The following is a 23,040-nucleotide window of genomic DNA, read 5'->3' on the forward strand; positions in this document are numbered from 1 at the left end:
AGCGGTCGGCTCAGCTCGCGAAACGGCCTGCGTCGGCACCGTAATAATTGATGTAGCGATCGGAGATCGATGCTATCGGCAGCACCACCAGCACGTCGGTGGTGTTGAAGGCATGGTCGACGACGGCGCCATCGCCGATCATCGCGCCGAGGCGCAGATAGCCTTTCACCAGTGGCGGCAGCGCCGTCAGCGCGCGGCGTCCCGAAACCTCTTCCGCCGGCAGCATGTTCATGTCCACGGCAAGCTCCGGCCGGGCCGAAACCGCCCAGTCGCCGGTGGCACGGGCATTGTGGTAGAGGAAGGAGAGCGCCGTGGCGTGGGCCGCCGGATCGGTTCCGTGAAACGAGGCGCAGCCGAACATCACGCCGATATTGTGCTTCAGCGCATAGGCCCAGTTGCCCTGCCAGAGCAGCTCGACCGTGCGCTTGGAGCGATAGTCGGGCAGAACGCAGGAGCGGCCGAGCTCCATGAAGCGGATATCCGGATGGCGGGCGACCAGCGCCTCGGTCAGGTATTCGGAATCGGAATAAAATCCGCCGTGCTGCATCGCCACGTCCTGGCGGAGCAGGCGGTAGGTGGCGACGATCTGGTCCTCCGGATCGCCGTCGATATTGCGGTCAAGCACCAGAAGGTGGTCGCAGATGTCGTCCCACTTGTCGAAATCGCGCTTGCGCAGCATGGCTTCGGCCGGAAGCTGCGCCTGCATCTCCTCGACGAACACGCGGTAGCGCACAGCCTGCGCCGCATCGATCTCGCTGTCGGTCAGCGCGATCCGCGTTTCCAGGCTGCCGATCCTGCCGAGCACACCATCGGTGGGGACGCTTGCGGGCGCCGTGCCCATGCGGTCCCCAGGCTGAAGGTAGTCAAGCGCGTCCATCGTCATGATATGATCCGGATCGTTTGTCTTGGATGTCATAAAGCATTTAACTGCGACAGGTTCGTGACAGCCGCATCCCGCTTCCTCAGGTTGTCTCGGGCGGCGCAAAGCTCCTTGGCTACATATCCACCATTGCGCCACTTGCAACTGCGGACAACCGCTCTAAGAAAAAGTCTAGTACAAGCAAAAGGGGTCGTCCAGATTCTTTTGAAAATCAGGATGATATGTTCCCGACAACATTTCATGTAAATATCTGATTTGCCGTTGCAATCATGCGGTTTTTGATCGGCGGATCAACGCTTGTCGGTGTCGGCCTGTCTGGCCGGGAACAGGAACTCCTGCACGAAGATCAGCACGGCGCCAACGGTGATATAGCTATCGGCAAGGTTGAAAATCGGGAAGGTCCAGTTGCCGACGTGGAATCGGATATAGTCGACGACTTCGCCGTAAATGAAGTGGTCGATGATGTTGCCGAAGGCGCCTGCCACCACGAGCGCAAAGCCGAAATGGGCAAAGACTTGGCCCGGCGCGGTGCGCCGCCAGAGCCAGAGCACGACCGCGACAATCACAAGCCTGAGGCCGACCAGCCCCCAGCCGTTGGTGTCGGACAGCATCGAGAAGGCGATACCGGGATTGTAGGTCTTGTAGAGCCCGAGGAAGGGAATCACATCGATGGGCTGCTGCAGCGGCAGGTAGATCTCGACCGCATACTTGACGGCGGCATCGAGAAGTACGGCAACGATCACGAAAAGGACGGCCGGAAACGGACGCGAAAGCGGCGAAGTCATCGGCCGGAGGCCTCCCTGTCATCAAGCGCCAGCAGGTGGCGGCGCGCCTCGTAGAGCATTACGGCGGTAGCGACCGCGAGATTGAGCGAATCGGCCCTGCCCTGCTGGGGAATGCGTGCCAGCCGGTCGGCGCCTTCGGCGAGTTCCGGTGGCAGGCCCTGCTGTTCGTTGCCCATCAGCAGAACCGTCGGGCGCTTCGCATAGTCGATGGTGCGGTAGTCGACCGAGCCCGCGAGATGGGTCGCGACGATTTCGGCGCCGCTCTTCTTCGCCCAGGCCAGGAAGTCCCTCGGATCGGCCCGCGAAACCGGGATCGCGAACACCGAACCCATCGTCGCCCGCACGGTCTCGATCGAAAACGGATCTGTCGTCTCGCCGACCAGGATCACGCCGGCGGCACCGGCGGCATCCGCCGTGCGGATGATCGTGCCGAGATTGCCGGGATCGCGGACGCGGTCGAGCGCGATATAGGTCTCGTCCTTTGCCGGAGCGATATCGGCAAGCGGCCGGTAGCGGCTCGCAAACACGCCAACGACCATCTGCGGATTGTCGCGCCGGGTGATCGCCCCCAGAACCTTTTCCGAGACCTCCAGCACCAGCCCGCCGGAGGCGACGGTCTTGGCCGCCGCCTTCTCCACAGGCGGCTTGCCCTTGGCGGCCTTGGCGTAGATCAGCGTGCGGATCGACCAGCCGAGTTCCAGCGCGTCGATGACGAGCTTGAGCCCTTCGGCCAGAAACGTGCCGCTTTCCTCGCGGTGCTTTTTCTGGCCGAGCGCCCTGATATCCTTGATGATCGGGTTGGAGAGGCTGGTGACCTCCTTGACCGTGCCGACGCGCGGCGCGCGTTCCTTGTCGAAGCTCATTGTGGCAACCACCGCGCATAAAGTGATGTCGAAAGCGCCCTGCCCGGCTCGGTCCCGGAAAGGCCGCCCTCGCGGATGACGAGTTCGCCCGATTCGACCACGCCGCCGAAGCCGCGCATGGTCTCCATCATCAGTTCATGAACCGAATAGAAGCTGGCGCGGATCGAATAGGCGGTCAGCACGAGGCCCATGGCATCAGGCTTCAGGATCGAGCGGCAGAGATCGAGCATCCGCGGCAGGTGTTCGAACAACTGCCAGACCTCACCATTGGGACCGCGGCCGAATTTCGGCGGATCGGTTAGGATGATGTCGTAGTGGTTGCCGCGCCGCTCCTCGCGCTCGATGAACTTCATCGCGTCGTCGCAGATCCAGCGGATCGGCTTGTCGTTGAGACCTGACAGCGCCTGGTTCTCGCGCGCCCAGCCGATCGCCTTTTTCGAGGCATCGACATGGGTCACCTCGGCGCCGGCTGCGGCAGCCACCAGCGAAGCGACGCCGGTATAGCCGAAGAGGTTGAGCACCTTCGCCTTCTGACCGCCGCGCCTTGCCTCCAGCACATCGCGCATCCATTGCCAGTGGGCAATCTGCTCGGGAAAGACGCCGACATGGCGGAACGAGGTGAAGCGCCCCAGAAAGTCGATATCCATGATCCGGAGAGGCCAGGTCTCGCCAAGAGCGGCTTCGGGGAAACGCCAGCGGCCCATGCCGTCTTCATCGGTATCGCCAGTGAAGATCGCATCGGCCTTCGCCCACACCTTCTCTTCGAGCAAGGGCGGCCAGAGCGCCTGCGCTTCGGGGCGGACGATCCGGTAATTGCCGTATTGCTCGAGCTTCAGCCCATGGCCGCTGTCGATCAGATGAAAACCGTCCGCGGAGACGGATTCGAGAATATGCGGAATACGCTCGGCAGGCCGGTCGCCATCCTTCAGCGCCACCCATTGCGGCTCCGGCTGGCGCCGTTCGGATGATTTGCTGCGACTATCCTCGCGCTGAGGGCGTGTGACATCGTTCCCGCGCTTCTTCGGCGGATGCGCTGGCGCCGCCTTCCGGCGCGCCCTGTCCTGTCTAGAAGGCGTCATGACAGCCTCGGCATTGATCGGAAAACGCGCTTTAGCATTCCCGCGCCCGCGATGAAAGCCCGCTCAGGCGGAAGGAAGCTGGTCGAGTGGACGGGCACCGGCGATCTGCTCGGCGCGGGACTTGTGCTTGTCCGCCTCTTCCCGCCAGAGCGCAGCCTCGCGCGTCGAATGGCGGGCGTTGCGGCGATGCTTGCGCTGCGCCACCCAGGTGAAAAGCGAGCCGAGAACGGCCCCCAGAATGAAGGCAATGAAGATATAGACGAAGAACGGCGCCGACACCGACAACACCGTGTCGTCAGGCCTGAATGGATTGAGCGCCATCGTCACGGCGCCGCGATTGGCCACCGAAAGAAGCACAAGCACAATCCCGATCGGCAGAAGAATCAGGATGTTGATCAGCTTTCTTGTCATTTCGTCCGCCCCTGCGGTTCAGTCTTTCTGATCGGGGTTGAGGCGCTCGCGCAGTTCCTTGCCGGTCTTGAAGAACGGCACCCACTTCTCCTCGACGAAGACAGTGTCTCCGGTGCGCGGGTTGCGCCCCGACCGCGAAGGTCGGTTCTTGACGGAAAACGCGCCGAAGCCGCGCAGTTCCACCCGGTTGCCTGCGGCGAGCGCATCGGCAATCTCGTCGAGGATTGCGTTAACGATGTTCTCGACATCGCGGTGATATAGATGCGGATTGCGCTGCGCCACAATCTGGACCAGTTCCGACTTGATCACGCCTTGCCCCTCAAATCCATGATTTTCATTACCATTTACTTTGCCCCACCGACAGGAGGCCGTCAACAAGGCCGAGCTGTTCCAGCATGTCCGGCCTCAGAAAACCGCCAAGCCCGAGCGTTTCAAGCGCCCTGCCAGCCACCCACGCCAGATTGAAACCGAATTCGTCCCTGTTTACGCCATCCCACGAGCGGATTTCAAGATCGCCGTCGACGCCCTGATCGGCGAGAAACGCCCGGATGTCATCGCGGTTGCCGATCTCGTCGATCAGGCCGGCCTCGAGAGCCTGGCGACCGGTGAGGATGCGGCCGTCGGCGAGCGCAAATGCCGCCTCGCGCGGCATCGCGCGTCGTTCCGCGACAAGGTCAACGAACCAGTCATAGGTGTCCATCACCAGCGCCCGCACCATGTCCTGCGCTTCGGGGCTGGCATCGGTGAAGGGCGACGGCTCGGCCTTGAGCGGCGCCGACTTCACGGCGTCGACCGAAACCCCGAGCTTGTCGAGCAGTTCCTTGGCCTGCGGATACATGAACAGGACGCCGATCGAACCGGTGATCGAGGTATTGCCGGCAAAGATGCGATCGCCGGCGAGCGCGATCATGTAGCCGGCGGAGGCCGCTTCACCACGGATCTCGCTGACAACGGGCTTCTTTTCGGCGACCGCGCGGATCGCCTTGTAGAGCACTTCGCCACCATAGGTCGTGCCGCCACCGGTCGACAGCGAGACGATCAGGGCGCGGGCACTCGGGTCATCGCCGATCTCGCGGATGGTTTCGAGCATGATCTCATCGTCAACGACGAGGCCGTTGATCGACAGTTCGGCGATATGGGGACGACCAAGGGCGGAAGACGGACCGGCATAGACGCGGTAGACGAGCGCGACCAGCACCACGGCGATGATGATCGCCACGGCCCGCCACCAGCCAACCCGCCGGCGCAGCCGCCTGCGTTCGAGAATGTCCGAAATGTTCATGTCTTGTCCTGCCGCCTCGCCGACCTCTGCCGGCGCCAAGCCCCTGCTCAAGCTTCGCGAATGTGCGCGGCCATGCCCCCATCTGTCAATCACGGACGGTGTTTTTATGCAGTAATCCTTGTTCGGACGGTCAAAACATACTACCTCGTTGGAGCCGGCACCAAGGTCCGCCATCTGGGCGGTAACGCGCTCTCGTTACAGCGGAGCGAGGCGGCCGCCGGAACAGATGAAAACGGAACACGATGAGCATATCGCAGGCAGAAAACGGTATCCCGCCCCGGCGGAGCGTGGACGCGGCCTTTCGCAAGGCGGCCAAGCATTCGCGCCATGTGCGCCTGCTGAAGGTGCTACTGCCGGTTGCCGCCCTTCTGATCACCGCCGGCCTGATCGCCGCGACGCTGCTGCGCGACATGGTGCCCGACAATCTTTCGCTGGACGCGGCCTCGATCGAAAACGGCATGATCGTCATGACCAATCCGGGCATGTCAGGGCGCAACAAGGACGGGATTGCCTATTCGCTGAAGGCGGATCGCGCGCTTCTGCCGGCCGCCGATCCCGATAACAGCGACGTCACGCTGGAGAATGTGATTGCCACCGTACCGGTGGACGACGGCGTGACGGCGGTCGTCAACGCGACCAGCACGCTGTTCAACCGCCTCACCGAGCAGCTCAATATCGGTGAGCCCTTCACCATCAAGCTTTCGAACGGCATGACGGCCGATTTCCAGTCCGCCAATATCGACATCAAGGCGGGCACGCTGGTGAGCAATGATCCGGTCTCGGTCGACTCGCCGCAGGCGTCGGTGGTTGCCCGAAACGTAAATATCACCGATAACGGTCAGAAAATTGAATTCGGCGGCGGCGTGCATGTTGAGCTCGCGCCCTCGGCGCTCGGCCAGCAATGAGGTTTTCGATGAACTTGAACATGATCTGGAATGGCATTTCGAAACCCGCAACCGTCGCGGCGCTTTCGCTCGCATCCGTGCTCGCGGTCCTGCCGGCTGATGGCTTTGCGCAGTCGACCCGCACGAGCGGCTTCCAGATTTCCAACGATCAGCCGATCAATATCGATGCCGACAAGTTCGATGTCGACGACCGCACCAAGCTCATCACCTTCACCGGCAATGTCGTGGCCATCCAGGGCGAGAACCAGGTGAAGGCGGGCAAGATGGTGGTGCGCTATGCCGGAGGCTCGACCGGCCTTGCCGCCGGCCAGGGCGATATCGAGCGCATCGATCTGAGCGAATCCGTCCAGCTCGACACCGCGACCCAGAAGGCAACCGGCGACACCGGCTATTTCGACATGACCAGCCAGCACTTTGTGCTGCAGGGCAAGCAGGTCGTGCTGTCTGAAGGCGGCAATGTCTTCGTCGGCTGCAAGCTGACGGTCAACATGGCCACGAGCCAGGCCAATCTCGATGCCTGCGGCGGCCGGGTACAGGTCAAGCTCAACCCGCAGTCGGCACCGCAGAGCAACTGACATCCATGCGCAGACAGACCATAACAAACGGCGAAGCCGAAGACGAACTCAACGGCAGCAAACGACCGCTCAACGGCGGCGATCGCTATCAGGGCACGCTGATCGCCCAGGGCCTGACGAAGACCTATCGCAACCGTCGCGTCGTCAACGGCGTTTCGCTGGTGGTGCGTCGTGGCGAAGCCGTCGGCCTGCTGGGCCCGAACGGCGCGGGCAAGACCACCTGTTTCTACATGATCACCGGCCTTGTCCCCGTGGACGAGGGCCAGATCGTGCTGCACGGCAACGATGTCACCCAGTTGCCGATGTATCGGCGCGCCCGCCTCGGCGTCGGCTATCTGCCGCAGGAAGCATCGATCTTCCGCGGCCTGACGGTCGAGGGCAATATCCGCGCCGTGCTGGAGCTGACCTCCCTGAAGAAAAAGGAACGCGAGGAAAAGCTCGAGCAACTGATGGAGGAGTTCGGCATCACCCGGTTGCGCAAGTCACCGGCCGTGGCGCTGTCAGGCGGCGAACGGCGGCGGCTCGAGATCGCCCGGGCGCTCGCCACCGACCCGGCCTTCATGCTGCTCGACGAACCCTTTGCCGGCGTCGACCCGATTTCGGTCAGCGACATCCAGAACCTCATCCGCCACCTGACACGCAGGGGCATCGGCGTGCTGATCACCGATCATAACGTGCGCGAGACGCTCGGCCTCATCGACCGGGCTTACATCATCCATGCCGGCGAGGTGCTGACGCATGGACGGGCAGAGGAAATCGTTGCCAACAGCGATGTCCGCCGCTTCTATCTCGGCGACAATTTCAGCCTCTAGGCTGACGATCGCGATCGCCCGACACACTCCCCGAGACCGCGAAACTGTGCTGCGTACCACGCAGGCAGATTCAGCCTTGATCAACAAGCAATTTTCGTGCCAGTCTATCCTTCAGAGGCTGAGGCGCCTGTCACGTTTTCCGGAGGCCGGGGGCAATCCGAAACGGTAGGGCGATGGCCTCGGAGGCGTCGCAATGTCCGGGGGGATGGTGCGCGCATCGTAAAGGGAGTTTCGCGTCCGCATGGCATTGAACGCCAGCCTTTTGCTCAAACAAAGCCAGTCGATGGTGATGACGCCGCAGCTGATGCAGTCCATCCAGCTGCTGCAGATGCCGCACCTTGAGCTTGCCCAGTTCATCGCTCATGAGGTCGAGAAAAACCCGCTGCTGGAACTGTCGAACTCGGACGAGACCCGCGGCGAGGATGCCGCCGACGCCGCTGAAGCGCCCGAGGCAGGCGCGATCGCGAACGACTGGTATAGCGACGACCAGCAGCCAAGCCCGCAGCTCGCCGAAAGCCTCGACAGCAACTACGACAATGCCTTCACCGACGATGCGCCGGCGATGCGGCCGGATGCCCCGGAGCTGATGAGCCAGTGGAAATCGATGCCCGGTGCGGGCGGTGACGACCATGTCGACCTCGACGAGTTCGTCGCCGAACGTCCTTGCCTGCGCGATCATCTCGTCGGGCAGATCGCCCTCTCCTTTCGCACTGCGGCCGATCAGGCCATCGCCCGCTACCTCGTCGACTATGTCGATGAAGCGGGCTATTTCCGGGGCGAGGTGGACGATATCGCCGCGCTCACCGGCGTTGCGTCCGCCGACGTCGTTGCTGTGCTGGCCCGGCTGAAGTCCCTTGATCCGCCCGGCATCTTTGCCGAATCGCTCTCCGACTGCATGCGCCAGCAGCTTTCCCAGACCGGCAGGCTCGATCCGGTGATGTCGGTGCTGATTGACAATCTCGACCTGCTGGCCCGCCGCGATTTCGCCCGCCTGAAGAAGCTCTGCGGCGTCAACGAAGACACCCTGCTTGCGATGCTGCGCGAACTGAGGACACTGAACCCGAAACCCGGCAGCGCCTTTTCGGTGGAACCGCCGGAATCGGTGATCCCGGACGTCATCGTCAGCGCGCGCGGCGATGGCGACTGGCAGATCGAGCTCAATCCCGAGACCCTGCCCCGCGTGCTGGTCAACCGTCCCTATCTTGCAGAGGTTCGCGCCGCACAGGGCATGTCGGAAGCGGATCAGAACTTCCTCAACACCTGCCTTCAGAACGCCAACTGGCTGACCCGCAGCCTCGACCAGAGAGCACGCACCATCCTCAAGGTCGCCGGCGAGATCGTGCGCCAGCAGGACGCCTTCCTGCGCCAGGGCGTCCACTATCTGCGGCCGCTGAACCTCAAGACCGTTGCCGATGCGATCAAGATGCATGAATCGACGGTCAGCAGGGTAACCTCGAACAAATACATCCTGACGCCGCGCGGCCTTTACGAGCTGAAATATTTCTTCTCGGTTTCGATCGCGACCGCCGATGCGACCGGTGACGCCCATTCGGCCGAATCGGTGCGCCACCGCATTCGCCAGATGATCGGCGCGGAGACCGCGGATGCTGTCCTGTCCGACGACGACATCGTCGCGATCCTGGCGAAAGACGACATCACGCTTGCCCGGCGCACCGTGGCGAAATACCGTGAAGCGATGAATATCCCCTCATCGGTGCAGCGACGGCGCGAAAAACGTGCCCACGCCAAGGTCATGGGATCATAGGCGAAATCGCGCCGCACCGCGCTGATGCCGGCCGCGGGCCCCGCCGCGTCATTGACTTGCCGGCCCATGAGGGCTAGAAGCCCGCCGCAACCGGGGCCTGGTGCGGGCCCCGACCCCATGCGCCGTTAAGGATGATGCGACTTCGGCTTTGGATTGCGACCCTGAATATGGAAACGGTGCTGGCAAACGGCCGAAAAATGCCCAAATAAAATATGATGGCCTCTGGTCATCAAGGGACAGCATCAGCCACGGCCGAAGGCCTTGGAGGAGTTCATGGGTTGGCATAAGCTGATGCTGGCAAACACCAGAAGAAGGGAAGATCATCCATGAGTGTGCGCGTCTCGGGAAAACAGATGGAAGTCGGCGAGAGCTTCCGCGAAAAAATCGAAGACCAGATCGAAGAGGCGGTTACCAAGTATTTTGATGGTGGCTATTCCAGCCAAGTGACGGTGGAGAAGGCCGGCAGCGGCTTCGAAGCCGATTGCAAGGTTCATCTCGACAGCGGCGCTGTGCTCCATGCCACCGGCAAGGCACATGACCCGCAGGCCGCTTTCGAAGCTGCTTTCGAGCGTATTGCCAAGCGCCTGCGTCGCTACAAGCGCAAGCTCAAGGATCACAATCACCACGACCATAACGATCTCGAAGTGGCCTATTCGGTGATGGACCTCCCGCCTGAGGGCGAAGATGAAATCCCCGAGGACTATGCGCCGGCGATCATCGCCGAGAGCAAGACCGAGGTTCGCACCATGGCCGTCGCGACTGCCGTCATGGCGCTCGACATGACCGACAAGCCGTTGATGCTGTTCCGCAATCCGGACAACAAGACGCTCAACATCGTCTACCGCCGCCCCGATGGCAATATCGGCTGGATTGACACGGCCGGCATTGGTGGCTGATCTCTAAAACCCGGCGGGTGCGCAAGCACCCGCCACAACTATGCCAGGACCTTCCGACATGGCTCTCGACGACCTGCTGAAACAGGAGGCGATCATTCCCGCCCTCAAGGCCAATTCCAAGAAGCAGCTGCTGCAGGAATTGTCTGCCCGGGCGGAGGCCATCACCGGTGTGCCCGAACGGGAAATCTTCGAGGTGGTGCTGCAGCGCGAACGTCTCGGCTCCACCGGTGTCGGCAATGGTATCGCCATTCCGCACGGCAAGCTGCCGAACCTCGATCACATCGTCGGCGTCTTCGCGCGCCTGTCGCATCCGGTCAATTTCGATGCGCTGGACGATCAGCCTGTCGATCTCGCCTTTCTGCTGCTTGCGCCTGAAGGCGCGGGCGCCGATCACCTCAAGGCACTGTCGCGCGTCGCGCGGCTTCTGCGCGACCCGGAACTGACCCGCAAGCTCCGCGCCTCCAATTCGGCAAGCGCCATCTACGCCTTCCTCAATTCGGACCCCGACACCTCGGCCGCCTGAGCGTCTTTGAGACCAAGGCGGGGCGATGCGCCGTCCCGGTTCTGGCTCTTATTCTCATCCATCCGTTGAACGGGTCAGCGTTTCCCAATCCGCAATTTCCTGCGTCATGTGTTCCAGCCGCTGGCGCACGAGCCCGAGCGCATCGCTGCCGAGCAATAGCTGCGGCGGCGGATTGTCGGAGGCCACAAGCGTCAGCACCGCCTCCGCCAGCTTGTCCGGATCGCCAAGCTGCTGACCGCTCTTTTCCTGGCGGGCCGTGCGGATCGGATCGAAAAGCGCATCATAGTCCGCAATCGACCGTTCGGTGCGGACCATCGAGCGACCCGCCCAGTCGGTCCGGAACGAACCCGGGCACAGCGCCGTCACGTGCACGCCGAAGGGCGCCATTTCAGCCCGCATGACCTCGGAAATACCCTGCAGGGCAAACTTGCTTTCACAGTAATAGGCGATCCCCGGCAGGGTGATCAGCCCGCCCATAGACGTCACGTTGACGATGAAGCCCGCGCGACGTTCGCGAAAGCGCGGCAGGAAGGCCTTGGCAACGGCGACGGCACCAAACACGTTGACGTCGAACTGACGACGCATCTCATCAAGGGAGGACTCCTCGAGAACTCCTTCATGACCGTAACCGGCATTGTTGATCAGCACGTCGACCGGCCCGTGCTCCGCTTCCGCCGTGGCGACGACATCCGGTATCCGGTCGAATTCCGTCACATCGCAGGAAACCACGCGAACCTCGGGCAGCCGTTCCAGAAGCGCGGTTCGGGCGGTTTCTGAGCGCACGGTCCCGATAACCCTGTGCCCCGCCTTGAGTGCGGCGGCGGCGATGGCAAAACCGAAACCGGAGTTCGCACCGGTGATGAAGAAGGTTTTGATTGACATGGAAGCCTCCTGAACTAAGTGAACGATGAATTGACAAATAATTCCGGATCACCCACCCAGACAGAGCAGATACTGTGAATACCTTGCACGATCCTATAAACGAGACCTTTCAAACCGCAATGACGGCGCTTGCCCTGCGGCTCGCACCGCGTCCCGGCTACAATCGCACGGCGCTCCCGTCCGTTCGCATTCTGAGGTCGAATACGGTTCTCGAGGATGTGCCCGTTCTCTACCGTCCCGGCGCGGTTTTCGTGCTTCAGGGCTCCAAGCAGGGCTTCCTCGACGGCAACATCTACCGTTACGATGCGGACCACTACCTCACCGTCTCCGTTCCGGTTCCCTTCCGGATGGCGTCGCAAGCGTCGCCGGAGACGCCCCTGCTGGCCGTCTATGTCGATTTCGATCTGCAGCTTGCGGCCGAAATTGCCGTCACCCTGGAGGCCGCGCAGCTGGATATCGCGACCGCGCCGGCGAAAAGTCTCGTTTCGAGCCCTATGGAACCTGCGATCGCCGACGTGATCCGGCGTCTCCTTGAGGCGCTGTCCGATCCGGCGGAGATTAGCGTTCTGGGATCGGCGCTGCTGCGTGAGCTGCATTACCGGGTCTTGATCGGCCCGCAGGGCGGAGCACTGGTCGCCGCCCTGAAGCAGCGCGGCGCTTCCGGCAAGATCATCCAGAGCCTTGCCGCCATTCGCGCGGGCTTCGCCGACGGGATTTCCGTGCCCGACCTTGCCGCAGCAGCTGGCATGAGCGTTCCGTCCTATCATGCGCATTTCAAGGCCCTGACCGGCAGCACGCCAATCCAGTACGTCAAGTCGATCAGGCTGCACGAGGCGCGACTGATGCTGGCTCGCCAGAAGGGGCCGATCGCGACGGTGGCGGCCGAGGTCGGCTATGCCAGCCCAGCCCAGTTCAGCCGGGAATTCAGACGACACTTCGGCCGCAGCGCCACCGAGGAAGCGCGCTGGATGCGGGAACATCTGGGTGAATTCATCTGAGCAAGGCCATAGCAAAAAGCCCCCGCGGTCTCCCGCGAGGGCTTGTCAATAGATTGCCGCGCCAACCGGCTCGGGTTACGGCGTCTCGACGCCGTGCTGCCCGTTCAAGACCTGATTACTCAGGCTTTTCAGCGGTTGCCGCAGGCTGCTCGGCCTTGGGGCCGCCCTTGGATACACCGACCATGGCCGGACGCAGCACGCGCTCGCCGATGGAATAGCCGGCCTGGACCACCTGAACCACGGTGTTGGCGGGAATTTCGGGGTTCGGAACCTCGAACATCGCCTGATGGAAGTTCGGGTCGAACTTCTCGCCCTCGGCCTTGATCTCCTTGACGCCGTGGCGCTCCAGCGCGGCGATCATCGAACGCTCGGTCATCTCGACGCCTTCGACAAAGCCGGCGATCTCACCGGTGCGCTTGTCTTCCGGAATGGCATCAAGCGCGCGGCGCAGATTGTCCGCAACGTTCAGCATGTCACGGGCGAAGGCGGTCACGGCATAGGCCTTGGCGTCCTTCACGTCGCGGGCCGTACGGCGGCGCAGGTTTTCCATCTCGGCGGCGAGCCGCAGAAGCTGGTCGCGCTGCTTTTCGTTTTCCTCGCGCAGGATGTCGAGCGGGTCGAGTTCGGGCGCCTCTTCGGCCTGAGCCTCGGCGGCAGCCGTTTCAAGATCGATAACGGTTTCCTTGTTTTCTTCTTCGTGGCCGTTCTTCTTCGTCTCGTCGGTCATGACGTCTCCGCAGATTGTCCTGAATTGATAGTTGGCCCCGATATCGAGGTTCTCAGCCTAAAAATCAAGGCCCTGCCCACCTCAGCGCGAACGGGAAAGCCTGGAAAGAAGGTGGGCGGTGTAATCCACCATCGGCACGACCCGCGCATAGTTGAGCCGGGTCGGCCCGATGACACCGACAGCACCCACGACCTGATTGTCACTGTCGCGATAAGGCGCCACCACCAGCGAGGAGCCGGAGAGCGAGAAAAGCTTGTTTTCCGAGCCGATGAAAATCCTGACACCTGGCCCGGTTTCGGCGAGATTGATCAGTTCGATCAGGCTGTCCTTGCGCTCCAGATCGTCGAACAGCATGCGCAGCCGGTCTATGTCGCCGGCATCGGCGAGACCTTCCAGCAGATTGGCACGACCGCGCACGATCAGTCGTCCCGGCTTGCCCTCTTCCGTGCCGCCGGACCAGACCGCCAGCCCGCGACCGACCAGATCCTGCGAGAGCTGATCGAGCTCCCGCCTGACCTCGTCCTTCAGCTGCGTCAGCACACTTCTGAGCTCGGGCAGCGTCTGGCCGTTCAGGTGGGCATTGAGAAAATTGGCGGCGGCGGTGAGCTGCGACGACGTGGTGCCCGCCGGAAGTTCGATGATCCGATTTTCGACCTGGTTGTGCTCGCCGACAAGCACGGCCAGCGCCTTGGTGGGCTCCAGCCGGATGAACTCGACATGCTTCAGAACGGTATCGCTCTTGGAGGTCATCACCAGACCGGCACCGCGCGTGAGGCCGGAGAGCATCTGGCTCGCCTCGTCGAGCAGCGTATCGACCGGCCGGCCGCGCTCGCCGCTCAACATGTGACGCTCGATTTCGGCGCGTTCGTTTTCGGCAAGGTCGCCCACCTGCATGTAGGCATCGACGAAGAAGCGCAATCCGCTTTCGGTCGGAAGACGGCCGGCGCTGACATGCGGGGCGTAGATGAGGCCGAGCTCCTCAAGGTCGCTCATGACATTGCGCACCGAGGCCGGCGACAGCGACATCGGCAGCAGGCGCGACAGATTGCGCGAGCCAAGCGGCTCACCGTTTTCCATATATGTCTCGACGATCTTGCGAAACACCTCCCGCGAGCGGTCGTCGAGCGAAAAATCGGTTCTGTCTTCCCTGGGTCGCTGGTCTGCGGTCATGCCTTTGCCGTGGAATGATGTGTTCGTTGTTTTATATAGGGACCGCGCCCGGATGCGCAATTCGCTTTGACGCGTCTGGCGAATTCGTTTTCCTTTGCAAAACCGGCGCCGCCCCCTTAGAACCGCGAACACGGAAAAACGGGAAGGAACCACATAATGCGGCCATCAGGCAGACAACTCAACCAGATGCGCAACGTCTCATTCGAGCGCGGCTATTCCAAACATGCCGAGGGCTCCTGTCTCGTAAAATTCGGCGATACCCACGTCTTGTGCACCGCAACGCTTGAAGAGCGCGTGCCGCCGTGGCTGCGCAATGCCGGCAAGGGCTGGGTGACGGCCGAATACGGCATGCTGCCGCGCGCCACCGGCGAGCGCATGCGCCGTGAGGCCTCCGCCGGCAAGCAGGGCGGTCGCACGCTGGAAATCCAGCGCCTGATCGGCCGGTCGCTGCGCGCCGTTGTCGATCTCGAAGCGCTCGGCGAACGTCAGATCAGCATTGACTGCGATGTCATCCAGGCCGATGGCGGCACCCGCACCGCTTCGATCACCGGCGCCTGGATCGCTCTTTACGACTGCCTGAAGTGGATGGAAGCCCGTTCCATGGTCAAGACCGACAAGGTCCTGAAAGACCATGTTGCCGCGATCTCCTGCGGCATCTTCGCCGATCAGCCCGTCATCGACCTCGACTATCTGGAAGATTCGTCCGCCGAGACCGATGCCAACTTCGTCATGACCGGCACCGGCGGCATCGTGGAGATCCAGGGCACGGCCGAAGGCAAGCCGTTCAGCCAGGACGAGTTCCTGACGCTGATGGATCTTGCCCGCAACGGCATCGCCGAGCTCGTCGCAATGCAGAAGACCACTGTCGGAGCCGCCTGAGCGCGATGACCAGCCCCGTCGCCGCCATTCTGGAAACCGCGCTCTACGTCGATGATCTCGACGCGGCGGAAGCCTTCTATGGCGGCGTTCTCGGGCTCGAAAAAATCACCCGCGTCGCAAACCGGCATGTCTTCTTCCGTTGCGGCGCCGGCGTGTTGCTGATCTTCAATCCGGACGAGACGGAAAAGCCGGCTGCTGCCGATGCCCTCCCCGTGCCCGCTCATGGCGCGCGCGGTGCGGGTCATGTCTGCTTCCGGCTGGAGAGCGACGACTTCGACGTCATGACAGATCGTCTTGCCGCCCGTGAGATCGCCATCGAAAGCGATTTCCGCTGGCCGAACGGCGCCCGCTCCATCTACTTCCGCGACCCCGCCGGCAACAGCCTCGAATGTGCCGAGGCGAAGCTTTGGGGGCTTTGATGCCAATGCCAGATCTTCTTCGCCGCACTGAAATCACATCGTTTATCAGGACCTGACATGCGCAAACTCGACACCAAGACCATCGTCGTCGCCAGCCACAATGCCGGCAAGATTGCCGAGATTGCCGACCTGATCGGCCCGCTCGGTTTCTCGGCGAAATCGGCGGCCGAACTCAATTTCGATGTTCCGGACGAGACCGGCACAACCTTCGAGGAAAACGCCGCAATCAAGGCGCTGGCTTCGGCGCAGAAGTCCGGCATGCCGGCGCTGGCCGATGATTCGGGCATCGCCGTCGATGCGCTTGATGGTGCGCCGGGCGTCTACACCGCCGACTGGGCGGAAAAGCCCGAAGGCGGTCGCGATTTCGCCATGGCTATGGAAAAGGTCGAGAAGCGCCTCGTCGAAAAAGGCGCGACGACGCCCGATCAGCGCGGTGCCCGCTTCGTCTGCGTGCTCTGCCTCGCCTGGCCGGACGGTCACACCGAAACCTTCCGCGGCGAAGTCGAGGGCGCGCTGGTCTGGCCGCCGCGCGGCGACAAGGGACATGGCTATGACCCGGTGTTCATGCCGGCCGGACATGACAAGACCTTCGGCGAAATGGAAACCGACGAAAAGACCCATGGCGGTCCTCAGGACGGTGGTGCCCTGTCGCATCGCGCCCGTGCCTTCCGCCTGTTCGTCGAAACGGGACTTTCACACTGAGCGCGCTCGACACCATTTCGGTAAACCGGGATGACGGCACGCCCGGTTTCGGCATCTATCTGCACTGGCCGTTCTGCGCGGCCAAGTGTCCCTACTGCGACTTCAACAGCCATGTCCGCCATCAGCCGGTGGATCAGGAGCGCTTCATGCGCGCCTTTATGCGTGAGATCGCGCACATGCGCGGGCTCTCCGGTCCACGCACGGTGACCAGCATCTTCATCGGCGGCGGTACGCCATCGCTGATGAAGCCGGAAACCCTCGGCGGCATTCTCGATGCCGTGGCGGATGCCTGGCATGTGCCGGCTGGTATCGAGGTCACGCTGGAGGCAAACCCCTCGAGCGTCGAGGCGGAGCGTTTTCGCGGCTATCGTGCCGCTGGCGTCAACCGCGTTTCCATGGGCGTGCAGGCACTGAACGACCGGGAACTGAAATTCTTGGGCCGCCTGCACAATGTCGAACAGGCGCTCGGCGCCATCCGCCTTGCCCGCGAGATCTTCCCGCGCATGTCGTTCGACCTCATCTATGCGCGGCCGGGCCAGACCAACGCGGCCTGGGAGGCGGAGCTGAACCAGGCAATCGACCTTGCCGCCGATCATCTGTCGCTCTACCAACTCACCATCGAGGAAGGCACGCCGTTCTATGCTTTGCATAAGGCCGGCAAGCTCACCGTGCCTGACGAGGACCGCGCTGCCGACCTCTACGAGATCACGCAGGCTGTGACCGCGGCACGCGGTCTGCCGACCTATGAAGTCTCCAATCACGCCCGGCCAGGCGCGGAAAGCCGCCATAACCTCACCTACTGGCGCTACGGCGACTATGCCGGCATCGGCCCCGGTGCCCACGGCCGCCTTACGACCGGTGACGGCAAGATCGCGACCGCGACCGAGCGACACCCGGAAACCTGGCTCGCCAAGGTCGAGGAAGGTGGCCACGGAATGGTGGCCGACACGCCGCTTTCGACAGAGGAACAGGCCGACGAACTGCTGCTGATGGGCCTCAGGCTCCGCGAGGGTGTCGACATCGCCCGCTGGTCCGAGCTTTCCGGGCGCATGCCAGATGCCGAAAGCGAGGCCTTCCTGCTCGATCTCGGCCTCATCGAGCGGATTGGCAATTCACGCCTGCGCGCCACGCCGCAGGGCATGCTGCTACTGAACCGGATCGTTACGGAACTCTCCTGACGCACCTCGCGCAAGGTGGTATATTCGCCACCGGAACATGGAAGTGGTGCGCCGCGTTTTTTTTTGACAGCGGGGAGCAGGACGCTCCCCGAAGAGAGGTCCAAAATGGCATCCCCTTATACCCACCGCATCATCCGCGATCGCGTCAGCGCCGCTGTCAGCATCATCTTCGGCGTCTATATGGGCTACCTCGCCCACGGCGACGGCGTCGCGCTCGGACCATCGATCTTCTTCGGCCTGATCGCCTTCGTCATTCTGGCCGTGGTGCTGATGGTGCTGCGCAGCTTCGTCTACGCCGTGCTGATTGCGGCACTCCTGGTGTGGCTCGCCGCGCGCATGGGCTTCGGCTGGGCGGATCAGCTGATTGCCTATATCGAGCAGCTCTGCCGGCTCGGCTACTCCGAGTCCCTCAAGCTGTTCATGTCCACCGACAGGAACCTCACAACCTGACGTGCCTCAGGCAGCAGCAAGCAGGCTCTTCAACGCGGTTTCCGCTTCTGCCGAGCGTTCCGAGCGGTTGATGAAGCCGCCGCCGAAGACGCGGGCATCGTTGCCGGGCGCATCGTACAGCACGCAGGCCTGGCCGCTGGCAATGCCCGCCTCGCCTTCGGCAAGATCGACATAGGCGCCATCGGGGCCGGCATAAAGCACCGCCGGCAGCGGCGGACGCGTGGAGCGAACCTTGGCGAAACAGGCAAAGCCTTCCGCCGCGGTTTCCGCCAGCGTCAGGTCACCAAGCCAGTTGACGTCGCGCAGGTAGATGCGACGCGTCTCCAGCGCCTCGCGCGGGCCAACGACCACGCGGCGCGAGCGCGCATCGAGATAGACCACATAGAGCGGCTCGCCGGTCGCAACGCCAAGGCCCTTGCGCTGGCCGATGGTGTAGCGAACGATCCCCTCGTGGCGGCCGAGAACCCGACCGTCGAGATGGACGATATCGCCGGAAAGATCGGCATTCGGCTTCAGCTTGGCGATAACGTCGGAATACTTGCCCTGCGGCACGAAACAGATGTCCTGGCTGTCCGGCTTGTCGGCAACGATCAGGCCCATCTCCTCGGCGAGCTTGCGGGTCTCCGCCTTCGGCAGGCCGCCAAGCGGGAAACGCAGGAAGTCTATCTGTTCCTGCGTCGTCGCGAACAGGAAATAGCTCTGGTCGCGATCGGCATCGACAGGGCGGTAAAGCGCCCGGCGCATCGGCTGATTGGCAGTCGGATTGGCCTTGGAGCGGATGTAGTGCCCGGTCGCCAGCGCATCGGCACCGAGTTCGCGGGCCGTGGTCAAGAGATCGGCGAACTTGACCGTCTGGTTGCAGGCAACGCAAGGGATCGGCGTTTCACCGGCGATATAGCTTTCGGCAAACGGATTGATCACGGTTTCGCGGAACCGCGCCTCGTAATCCAGCACATAATGCGGAATGCCGAGACGTTCCGAAACCCGGCGCGCGTCATCGATATCCTGTCCGGCGCAGCAGGAGCCGGCGCGGTGCACGGCAGCGCCATGGTCATAAAGCTGGAGGGTGATGCCGAGGACGTCATAGCCCTCGCGCTTCAAAAGCCCGGCAACCACCGAACTGTCGACGCCGCCGGACATCGCGACAACAACGCGCGTGTCCTCCAGCTTCTTGTCAAAACCGAGTGTATTCATCTGATCCGCCAGTCCAGTTCAAGGTTGGATGTAGATCTTGTTTTCATGCGGCCTTGGCCGCGGCTGGCGGTGATATAAAGCTCAAGCGCTCCGGAGGCAAGCGTTTCAGGCCGCAAGCGCCGGGGCGATATAGGCCGCGTGCACCCAGCCTCTGAGCGCCCCTTCCCGCCCATCGACATCTTCAGGCGCCACGAAGGCCCAGTCGCCGGTGCGGGAGAGCACCTTCAGCCGCGTTCCCTTCAGAAGCGTTCCGGGCGGCACGATCTTTTCAAAGGCCGTGCCCGGCCCGCCCCGCAGATTGAGCCGCCCTGCCGTGACCACCATCGCAGGCTCGCGGTCGGCGGCCTCGCCGAGGAGCCCGCGGAAACGATCCATCGGGAAGGCCGGCCCCGGATCGGTCTTCCAGCCGCGCGTATCGATTTCCTCATGGCTGACGATCGCGCGGATCGGATAGGTGGCCAGCAGCGCCTGCAGCACATCCAGCCCCGTCTGAAGCTGGGCTTCGGGAAAGAGCGGCCAGGCGAACGTGCCCGAACCGACCCGCGCATGGGGCGCGAGCGTATATCCACCGGCCTTGTTGAGGTCGCGCGCTGTCATCCGCTTGCCATAGGCGTCGATGAAATCGCCGAGCCCGTTCGGCTTCAGCCAGCCGGCGTTGACGAATTCGATGCCGACGGAGACGCTGTTGATGCCCTCGATCTCGCCATAGCGCGACGGCCCGGCGTGCCAGGCGGTGCGGTTGAACGGCGCGATCTGCCAGGCCGTGCCGTCCCGGTCGATCACCACATGGGCGCTCGAGCCACGGTTTGCGGTTCCGCCCGCCTCCCCCATCAGCCAGTTGCGGCTCGCCTTGCCGTTCCAGCCGGTGGTGTAGTGCAGCACGACGATGACCGGCGGCTTTTCCCGCTGAGCGCCGAGATTGGATGACTGGCCGTACCAGATGCCCGGAATGCGGTGGTTTTCGATGCGCATGGCGCCTTGTCCCCAGTTGCGTTGCAAGTGCGGGAAATCGTAGGCGCCGGCGGCCGGGCGGGGATTTGCGGGGAAAAGCGGGCAACGAAAAAGCGCGGTCCCGTGCGGGGCCGCGCTTCTTCAAATCAGCTTGCGGACGATGCCTTATGCAGCGGTCTTCGCAGCGATCTTGGCAACATGGGCGCCCTGGAAGCGTGCAGCATCGAGTTCAACGGCGGACGGCATGCGCGAGCCATCGCCTTCGGTGATCGTGCTGGCGCCGTAGGGCGAGCCGCCCTTGACTTCGTCAACGCCCATCTGGCCGGCAAAGGCGTAAGGCAGGCCGACGACGATCATGCCGTGATGCAGAAGCGTCGGGATGAAGCTGAGGATGGTCGATTCCTGGCCGCCGTGCTGGGTTGCGGAAGCGGTGAACACCGAGCCCACCTTGCCCACCAGCTTGCCCGAGGCCCACAGGCCGCCGGTCTGGTCGACGAAGTTGCGCATCTGCGAGGCGACCGTGCCGAAACGGGTGCCGGCGCCGAAGATGATGGCGTCGTATTCTTCCAGTTCGGCCGGCGTAGCGATCGGGGCTTCCTGGTCGAGCTTGAAGTGCGAAGCCTTGGCGACTTCTTCCGGAACCAGCTCGGGAACGCGCTTGATGGTGACTTCGGCGCCTTCGGACTTGGCGCCCTCAGCTACGGCCTTCGCCATCGCTTCGATATGGCCATAGGCCGAGTAGTAGAGAACGAGAACTTTTGCCATTTCAGTAAACTCCTGTTCTGACACATCGTCAGAGATTGAAAACCTGTCACCGAGTTAATAGCGGGGTCGGGAAGTGTCCAGACAGCCAAGAGAAGACGCACTGTTCACCCGATGCCCACGGCGGGCTTGAACAAAACGTCATAAATGTCCAAGAGTGTGACCGCCCACCAGAAAGAGACCCGATCATGACCGACGCCACCGCGATTCCCACCGCCGCCATGCTCGCCATCGGCGACGAACTGCTCTCCGGCCGCACCAAGGACCGCAATATCGGTCACCTCGCGGACCAGATGACGCTTGCCGGCATCGAACTGAAGGAAGTGCGCATCGTCGCCGATGACCAGGATGCGATCGTCGAGGCGGTCGACGCGCTTTCCGGGCGCTACACCTATGTCTTCACCTCCGGCGGCATCGGCGGCACGCATGACGACATCACCGCCGATGCGGTCTCCGCGGCCTTCGGGCGTCCATGCATCTACAATGACGAGGCGATGGCCATCCTGACGGCGCACTACCAGCGCCGCGGGGTCGAGTTCACCAGCTCGCGCCAGCGCATGGCGCGCATGCCGGAAGGTGCCGCCCTCATCGAAAACCCCGTCTCCGCCGCCCCCGGCTTCATCATCGGCAACGTTCATGTCATGGCGGGCGTGCCGCAGGTGTTCGAGGCGATGCTCGCCAATGTTCTTCCGACGCTCAAGGGCGCAGCCCCGGTGATCAGCGAGGCCATTGATTGCCCCTATGGCGAGGGTGATTACGGCGCCCTGCTTGCCGATATCCAGAAGGCGCATCCGCAAACCTCGATCGGCTCCTATCCCCGCTTCGGCGCCGATGGCTTCCACAGCCAGATCGTCGTGCGTGCCCGCGACCGCAGCCTTGTCGAAGCGGCCGCTTCGGCCGTGCGCGAAATGATCGTCACCCTCGAACGGAAACGCGGCTGAAAGGCGAGCGAAACCGGGTGATTGCGAGCGTTTTAATCTCGTATTCGCCGTGGCCGGCATTATGTTAATGTAAGGAAAACGGAAGAGACCGGACAACGGCCTCCGATGGTTTCGACAGCGGGTGAAACAACGGCTCAAAGGAGTTACGAGATGACCTACAAGACCATTCTTTCCGTGATGGAATCACCGGACCAGGCTGGCGGATTCCTTGATTATGCCGTTCAGCTGGTGCGCATGTTCGACGCCCACCTCGTCGGCCTGCACGCTGAAACCGTCAGTGCCACGCCGATCGTCGCGCCGATGGAAATTCCCGACCCGGTCTCGATCCAGGCGCTTCAGGATGTGGCCGAAAAACGCAGCGCGGAGCTTGCCGAGATTTTCCGCAACCGCTGCGACCGCGAGGGGATTTCCTACGAATGGCGGAAGATCGCGACCTCAGTCGGCTTCGCCGGCTCTGCCGTCGTTGACAGCGCCCGCACCGCCGACCTGATCATCGCCCCGCAGGCGAGCCCCGACGCACCCGGCGATGCCCGCGCCGATTTCGAGAGCTTCCTGTTCGAAAGCGGCCGGCCGGTACTCCTCGTTCCGCATGTCGCACGGGCTGCGAAGTCCTTCGACAAGGTACTGATTGCATGGAACGGCTCGCGTGAGGCGGCCCGTGCCACCTTCGACGCCATGCCCTTCCTGAAAAGGGCAAACGAGGTGGAAATCTTCTCGGTCAATCCGCGCGATACAGGTGACCAGACCAGCGACATGTCGAGCGCCGAAATTGCCGCGACCCTGTCGCGCCACGGCATCAATGTCACTGCCGTCAACGCGCATGCCGACAAGGCGAAGGCGGCGACACTCATCGAAAACCGCATGTCCGACAGCTCCATCGACCTTCTGGTGATGGGCGCCTACACCCATTCGCGCCTGTGGGAATTGCTGTTCGGCGGCGTCACCCGCACCCTGCTGGAATCGATGACGGCCGTGACGCTGATGTCGCGGTAAACGCATTATCGGCAACGT

General features: G+C 62.8%; 27 protein-coding genes. 14 read left to right on the forward strand and 13 right to left on the reverse strand.

The window, feature by feature from the left end:
- Nucleotides 1-10: 10 nt before the first annotated feature.
- From olsB to sppA, 7 genes are all read right to left on the reverse strand, one after another.
- Nucleotides 11-877 (reverse strand): l-ornithine N(alpha)-acyltransferase, encoded by an 867-nt coding sequence (gene olsB, locus TM49_RS19555; protein ID WP_045685538.1) that lies wholly within the window; start codon nucleotides 875-877, stop codon nucleotides 11-13.
- 293 nt (nucleotides 878-1,170) lie between these two features.
- Nucleotides 1,171-1,665 (reverse strand): signal peptidase II, encoded by a 495-nt coding sequence (gene lspA, locus TM49_RS19560; protein ID WP_045683695.1) that lies wholly within the window; start codon nucleotides 1,663-1,665, stop codon nucleotides 1,171-1,173.
- Complete coding sequence (locus TM49_RS19565) at nucleotides 1,662-2,528, reverse strand: TrmH family RNA methyltransferase (protein WP_045683697.1); 867 nt, start codon at nucleotides 2,526-2,528, stop codon at nucleotides 1,662-1,664. The genes lspA and TM49_RS19565 overlap by 4 nt, the downstream gene beginning before the upstream one ends.
- On the reverse strand, nucleotides 2,525-3,607 hold the full coding sequence (locus tag TM49_RS19570; RefSeq protein WP_045683699.1) for an RsmD family RNA methyltransferase: 1,083 nt from the start codon (nucleotides 3,605-3,607) through the stop codon (nucleotides 2,525-2,527). The genes TM49_RS19565 and TM49_RS19570 overlap by 4 nt, the downstream gene beginning before the upstream one ends.
- A gap of 63 nt (nucleotides 3,608-3,670) precedes the next feature.
- On the reverse strand, nucleotides 3,671-4,018 hold the full coding sequence (locus tag TM49_RS19575) for a LapA family protein (RefSeq protein ID WP_045683701.1): 348 nt from the start codon (nucleotides 4,016-4,018) through the stop codon (nucleotides 3,671-3,673).
- Nucleotides 4,019-4,036: 18 nt separating this feature from the next.
- Entirely contained in the window at nucleotides 4,037-4,327 is a 291-nt protein-coding gene (locus TM49_RS19580) for an integration host factor subunit beta (RefSeq protein ID WP_045683703.1), read from the reverse strand.
- Between the two features lie 28 nt (nucleotides 4,328-4,355).
- On the reverse strand, nucleotides 4,356-5,300 hold the full coding sequence (gene sppA / locus TM49_RS19585) for a signal peptide peptidase SppA (protein WP_045685539.1): 945 nt from the start codon (nucleotides 5,298-5,300) through the stop codon (nucleotides 4,356-4,358).
- A 242-nt stretch (nucleotides 5,301-5,542) separates the two neighbouring features.
- Here sppA and TM49_RS19590 point away from each other — a divergent pair, with 242 nt between their 5' ends.
- The 6 genes from TM49_RS19590 (at nucleotide 5,543) to ptsN (ending at nucleotide 10,776) form a co-directional block, all read left to right on the forward strand.
- Nucleotides 5,543-6,205, forward strand: a complete 663-nt coding sequence (locus TM49_RS19590; protein WP_045683705.1) for a hypothetical protein — start codon at nucleotides 5,543-5,545, stop codon at nucleotides 6,203-6,205.
- A gap of 8 nt (nucleotides 6,206-6,213) precedes the next feature.
- On the forward strand, nucleotides 6,214-6,780 hold the full coding sequence (locus TM49_RS19595) for an LptA/OstA family protein (RefSeq protein ID WP_052699956.1): 567 nt from the start codon (nucleotides 6,214-6,216) through the stop codon (nucleotides 6,778-6,780).
- Between the two features lie 5 nt (nucleotides 6,781-6,785).
- Nucleotides 6,786-7,592, forward strand: a complete 807-nt coding sequence (lptB, locus tag TM49_RS19600) for an LPS export ABC transporter ATP-binding protein (RefSeq protein WP_045683707.1) — start codon at nucleotides 6,786-6,788, stop codon at nucleotides 7,590-7,592.
- Nucleotides 7,593-7,833: 241 nt separating this feature from the next.
- Nucleotides 7,834-9,357, forward strand: coding sequence for an RNA polymerase factor sigma-54 (gene rpoN, locus TM49_RS19605; RefSeq protein ID WP_045683709.1), 1,524 nt, complete (start codon nucleotides 7,834-7,836; stop codon nucleotides 9,355-9,357).
- 326 nt (nucleotides 9,358-9,683) lie between these two features.
- Nucleotides 9,684-10,253 carry a ribosome hibernation-promoting factor, HPF/YfiA family gene (gene hpf, locus TM49_RS19610; protein ID WP_045683710.1) on the forward strand — a complete coding sequence of 190 codons (570 nt, stop codon included), beginning with the start codon at nucleotides 9,684-9,686 and terminating at the stop codon, nucleotides 10,251-10,253.
- Between the two features lie 58 nt (nucleotides 10,254-10,311).
- The gene (gene ptsN, locus TM49_RS19615) at nucleotides 10,312-10,776 is read left to right on the forward strand and encodes a PTS IIA-like nitrogen regulatory protein PtsN (protein WP_045683712.1); all 465 of its coding nucleotides are present in this window, start codon (nucleotides 10,312-10,314) and stop codon (nucleotides 10,774-10,776) included.
- 54 nt (nucleotides 10,777-10,830) lie between these two features.
- Here ptsN and TM49_RS19620 read toward each other — a convergent pair whose 3' ends face one another.
- Nucleotides 10,831-11,658: an oxidoreductase gene (locus TM49_RS19620; RefSeq protein ID WP_045683714.1), complete on the reverse strand. Its 828-nt coding sequence runs from the start codon at nucleotides 11,656-11,658 to the stop codon at nucleotides 10,831-10,833.
- A gap of 119 nt (nucleotides 11,659-11,777) precedes the next feature.
- Between TM49_RS19620 and TM49_RS19625 the strand changes: the two genes are divergently transcribed.
- Nucleotides 11,778-12,656 (forward strand): AraC family transcriptional regulator, encoded by an 879-nt coding sequence (locus TM49_RS19625; protein WP_045683716.1) that lies wholly within the window; start codon nucleotides 11,778-11,780, stop codon nucleotides 12,654-12,656.
- Nucleotides 12,657-12,771: 115 nt separating this feature from the next.
- Here TM49_RS19625 and grpE read toward each other — a convergent pair whose 3' ends face one another.
- Together grpE and hrcA are read right to left on the reverse strand one after the other, a co-directional pair.
- Nucleotides 12,772-13,383 carry a nucleotide exchange factor GrpE gene (grpE, locus tag TM49_RS19630; protein WP_045683717.1) on the reverse strand — a complete coding sequence of 204 codons (612 nt, stop codon included), beginning with the start codon at nucleotides 13,381-13,383 and terminating at the stop codon, nucleotides 12,772-12,774.
- An 81-nt stretch (nucleotides 13,384-13,464) separates the two neighbouring features.
- Nucleotides 13,465-14,553 carry a heat-inducible transcriptional repressor HrcA gene (gene hrcA / locus TM49_RS19635; RefSeq protein WP_045683718.1) on the reverse strand — a complete coding sequence of 363 codons (1,089 nt, stop codon included), beginning with the start codon at nucleotides 14,551-14,553 and terminating at the stop codon, nucleotides 13,465-13,467.
- A 156-nt stretch (nucleotides 14,554-14,709) separates the two neighbouring features.
- Between hrcA and rph the strand changes: the two genes are divergently transcribed.
- From rph to TM49_RS19660, 5 genes are all read left to right on the forward strand, one after another.
- Nucleotides 14,710-15,432 carry a ribonuclease PH gene (gene rph, locus TM49_RS19640; protein WP_045683719.1) on the forward strand — a complete coding sequence of 241 codons (723 nt, stop codon included), beginning with the start codon at nucleotides 14,710-14,712 and terminating at the stop codon, nucleotides 15,430-15,432.
- 5 nt (nucleotides 15,433-15,437) lie between these two features.
- Entirely contained in the window at nucleotides 15,438-15,851 is a 414-nt protein-coding gene (locus tag TM49_RS19645; RefSeq protein ID WP_045683720.1) for a VOC family protein, read from the forward strand.
- Between the two features lie 57 nt (nucleotides 15,852-15,908).
- Nucleotides 15,909-16,553, forward strand: coding sequence for an RdgB/HAM1 family non-canonical purine NTP pyrophosphatase (gene rdgB, locus TM49_RS19650; protein WP_045683721.1), 645 nt, complete (start codon nucleotides 15,909-15,911; stop codon nucleotides 16,551-16,553).
- Nucleotides 16,550-17,731: a radical SAM family heme chaperone HemW gene (hemW, locus tag TM49_RS19655; protein WP_045683722.1), complete on the forward strand. Its 1,182-nt coding sequence runs from the start codon at nucleotides 16,550-16,552 to the stop codon at nucleotides 17,729-17,731. The genes rdgB and hemW overlap by 4 nt, the downstream gene beginning before the upstream one ends.
- A gap of 105 nt (nucleotides 17,732-17,836) precedes the next feature.
- Complete coding sequence (locus TM49_RS19660; protein ID WP_045683724.1) at nucleotides 17,837-18,181, forward strand: hypothetical protein; 345 nt, start codon at nucleotides 17,837-17,839, stop codon at nucleotides 18,179-18,181.
- A gap of 6 nt (nucleotides 18,182-18,187) precedes the next feature.
- On the opposite strand, the gene mnmA is transcribed toward TM49_RS19660, so the two are convergent.
- From mnmA to wrbA, 3 genes are all read right to left on the reverse strand, one after another.
- Nucleotides 18,188-19,375 carry a tRNA 2-thiouridine(34) synthase MnmA gene (mnmA, locus tag TM49_RS19665; RefSeq protein ID WP_045683726.1) on the reverse strand — a complete coding sequence of 396 codons (1,188 nt, stop codon included), beginning with the start codon at nucleotides 19,373-19,375 and terminating at the stop codon, nucleotides 18,188-18,190.
- A 105-nt stretch (nucleotides 19,376-19,480) separates the two neighbouring features.
- Nucleotides 19,481-20,347, reverse strand: a complete 867-nt coding sequence (locus tag TM49_RS19670; protein ID WP_045683727.1) for an N-acetylmuramoyl-L-alanine amidase — start codon at nucleotides 20,345-20,347, stop codon at nucleotides 19,481-19,483.
- Between the two features lie 144 nt (nucleotides 20,348-20,491).
- The gene (gene wrbA / locus TM49_RS19675) at nucleotides 20,492-21,091 is read right to left on the reverse strand and encodes an NAD(P)H:quinone oxidoreductase type IV (protein WP_045683729.1); all 600 of its coding nucleotides are present in this window, start codon (nucleotides 21,089-21,091) and stop codon (nucleotides 20,492-20,494) included.
- A 185-nt stretch (nucleotides 21,092-21,276) separates the two neighbouring features.
- Between wrbA and TM49_RS19680 the strand changes: the two genes are divergently transcribed.
- Nucleotides 21,277-22,029, forward strand: coding sequence for a competence/damage-inducible protein A (locus TM49_RS19680; RefSeq protein WP_045683730.1), 753 nt, complete (start codon nucleotides 21,277-21,279; stop codon nucleotides 22,027-22,029).
- 150 nt (nucleotides 22,030-22,179) lie between these two features.
- The gene (locus tag TM49_RS19685; protein ID WP_045683732.1) at nucleotides 22,180-23,022 is read left to right on the forward strand and encodes a universal stress protein; all 843 of its coding nucleotides are present in this window, start codon (nucleotides 22,180-22,182) and stop codon (nucleotides 23,020-23,022) included.
- Nucleotides 23,023-23,040: the final 18 nt, after the last annotated feature.

It is taken from the genome of Martelella endophytica, from assembly GCF_000960975.1.
In the GTDB taxonomy this organism is placed as follows: Bacteria; Pseudomonadota; Alphaproteobacteria; order Rhizobiales; family Rhizobiaceae; genus Martelella; species Martelella endophytica.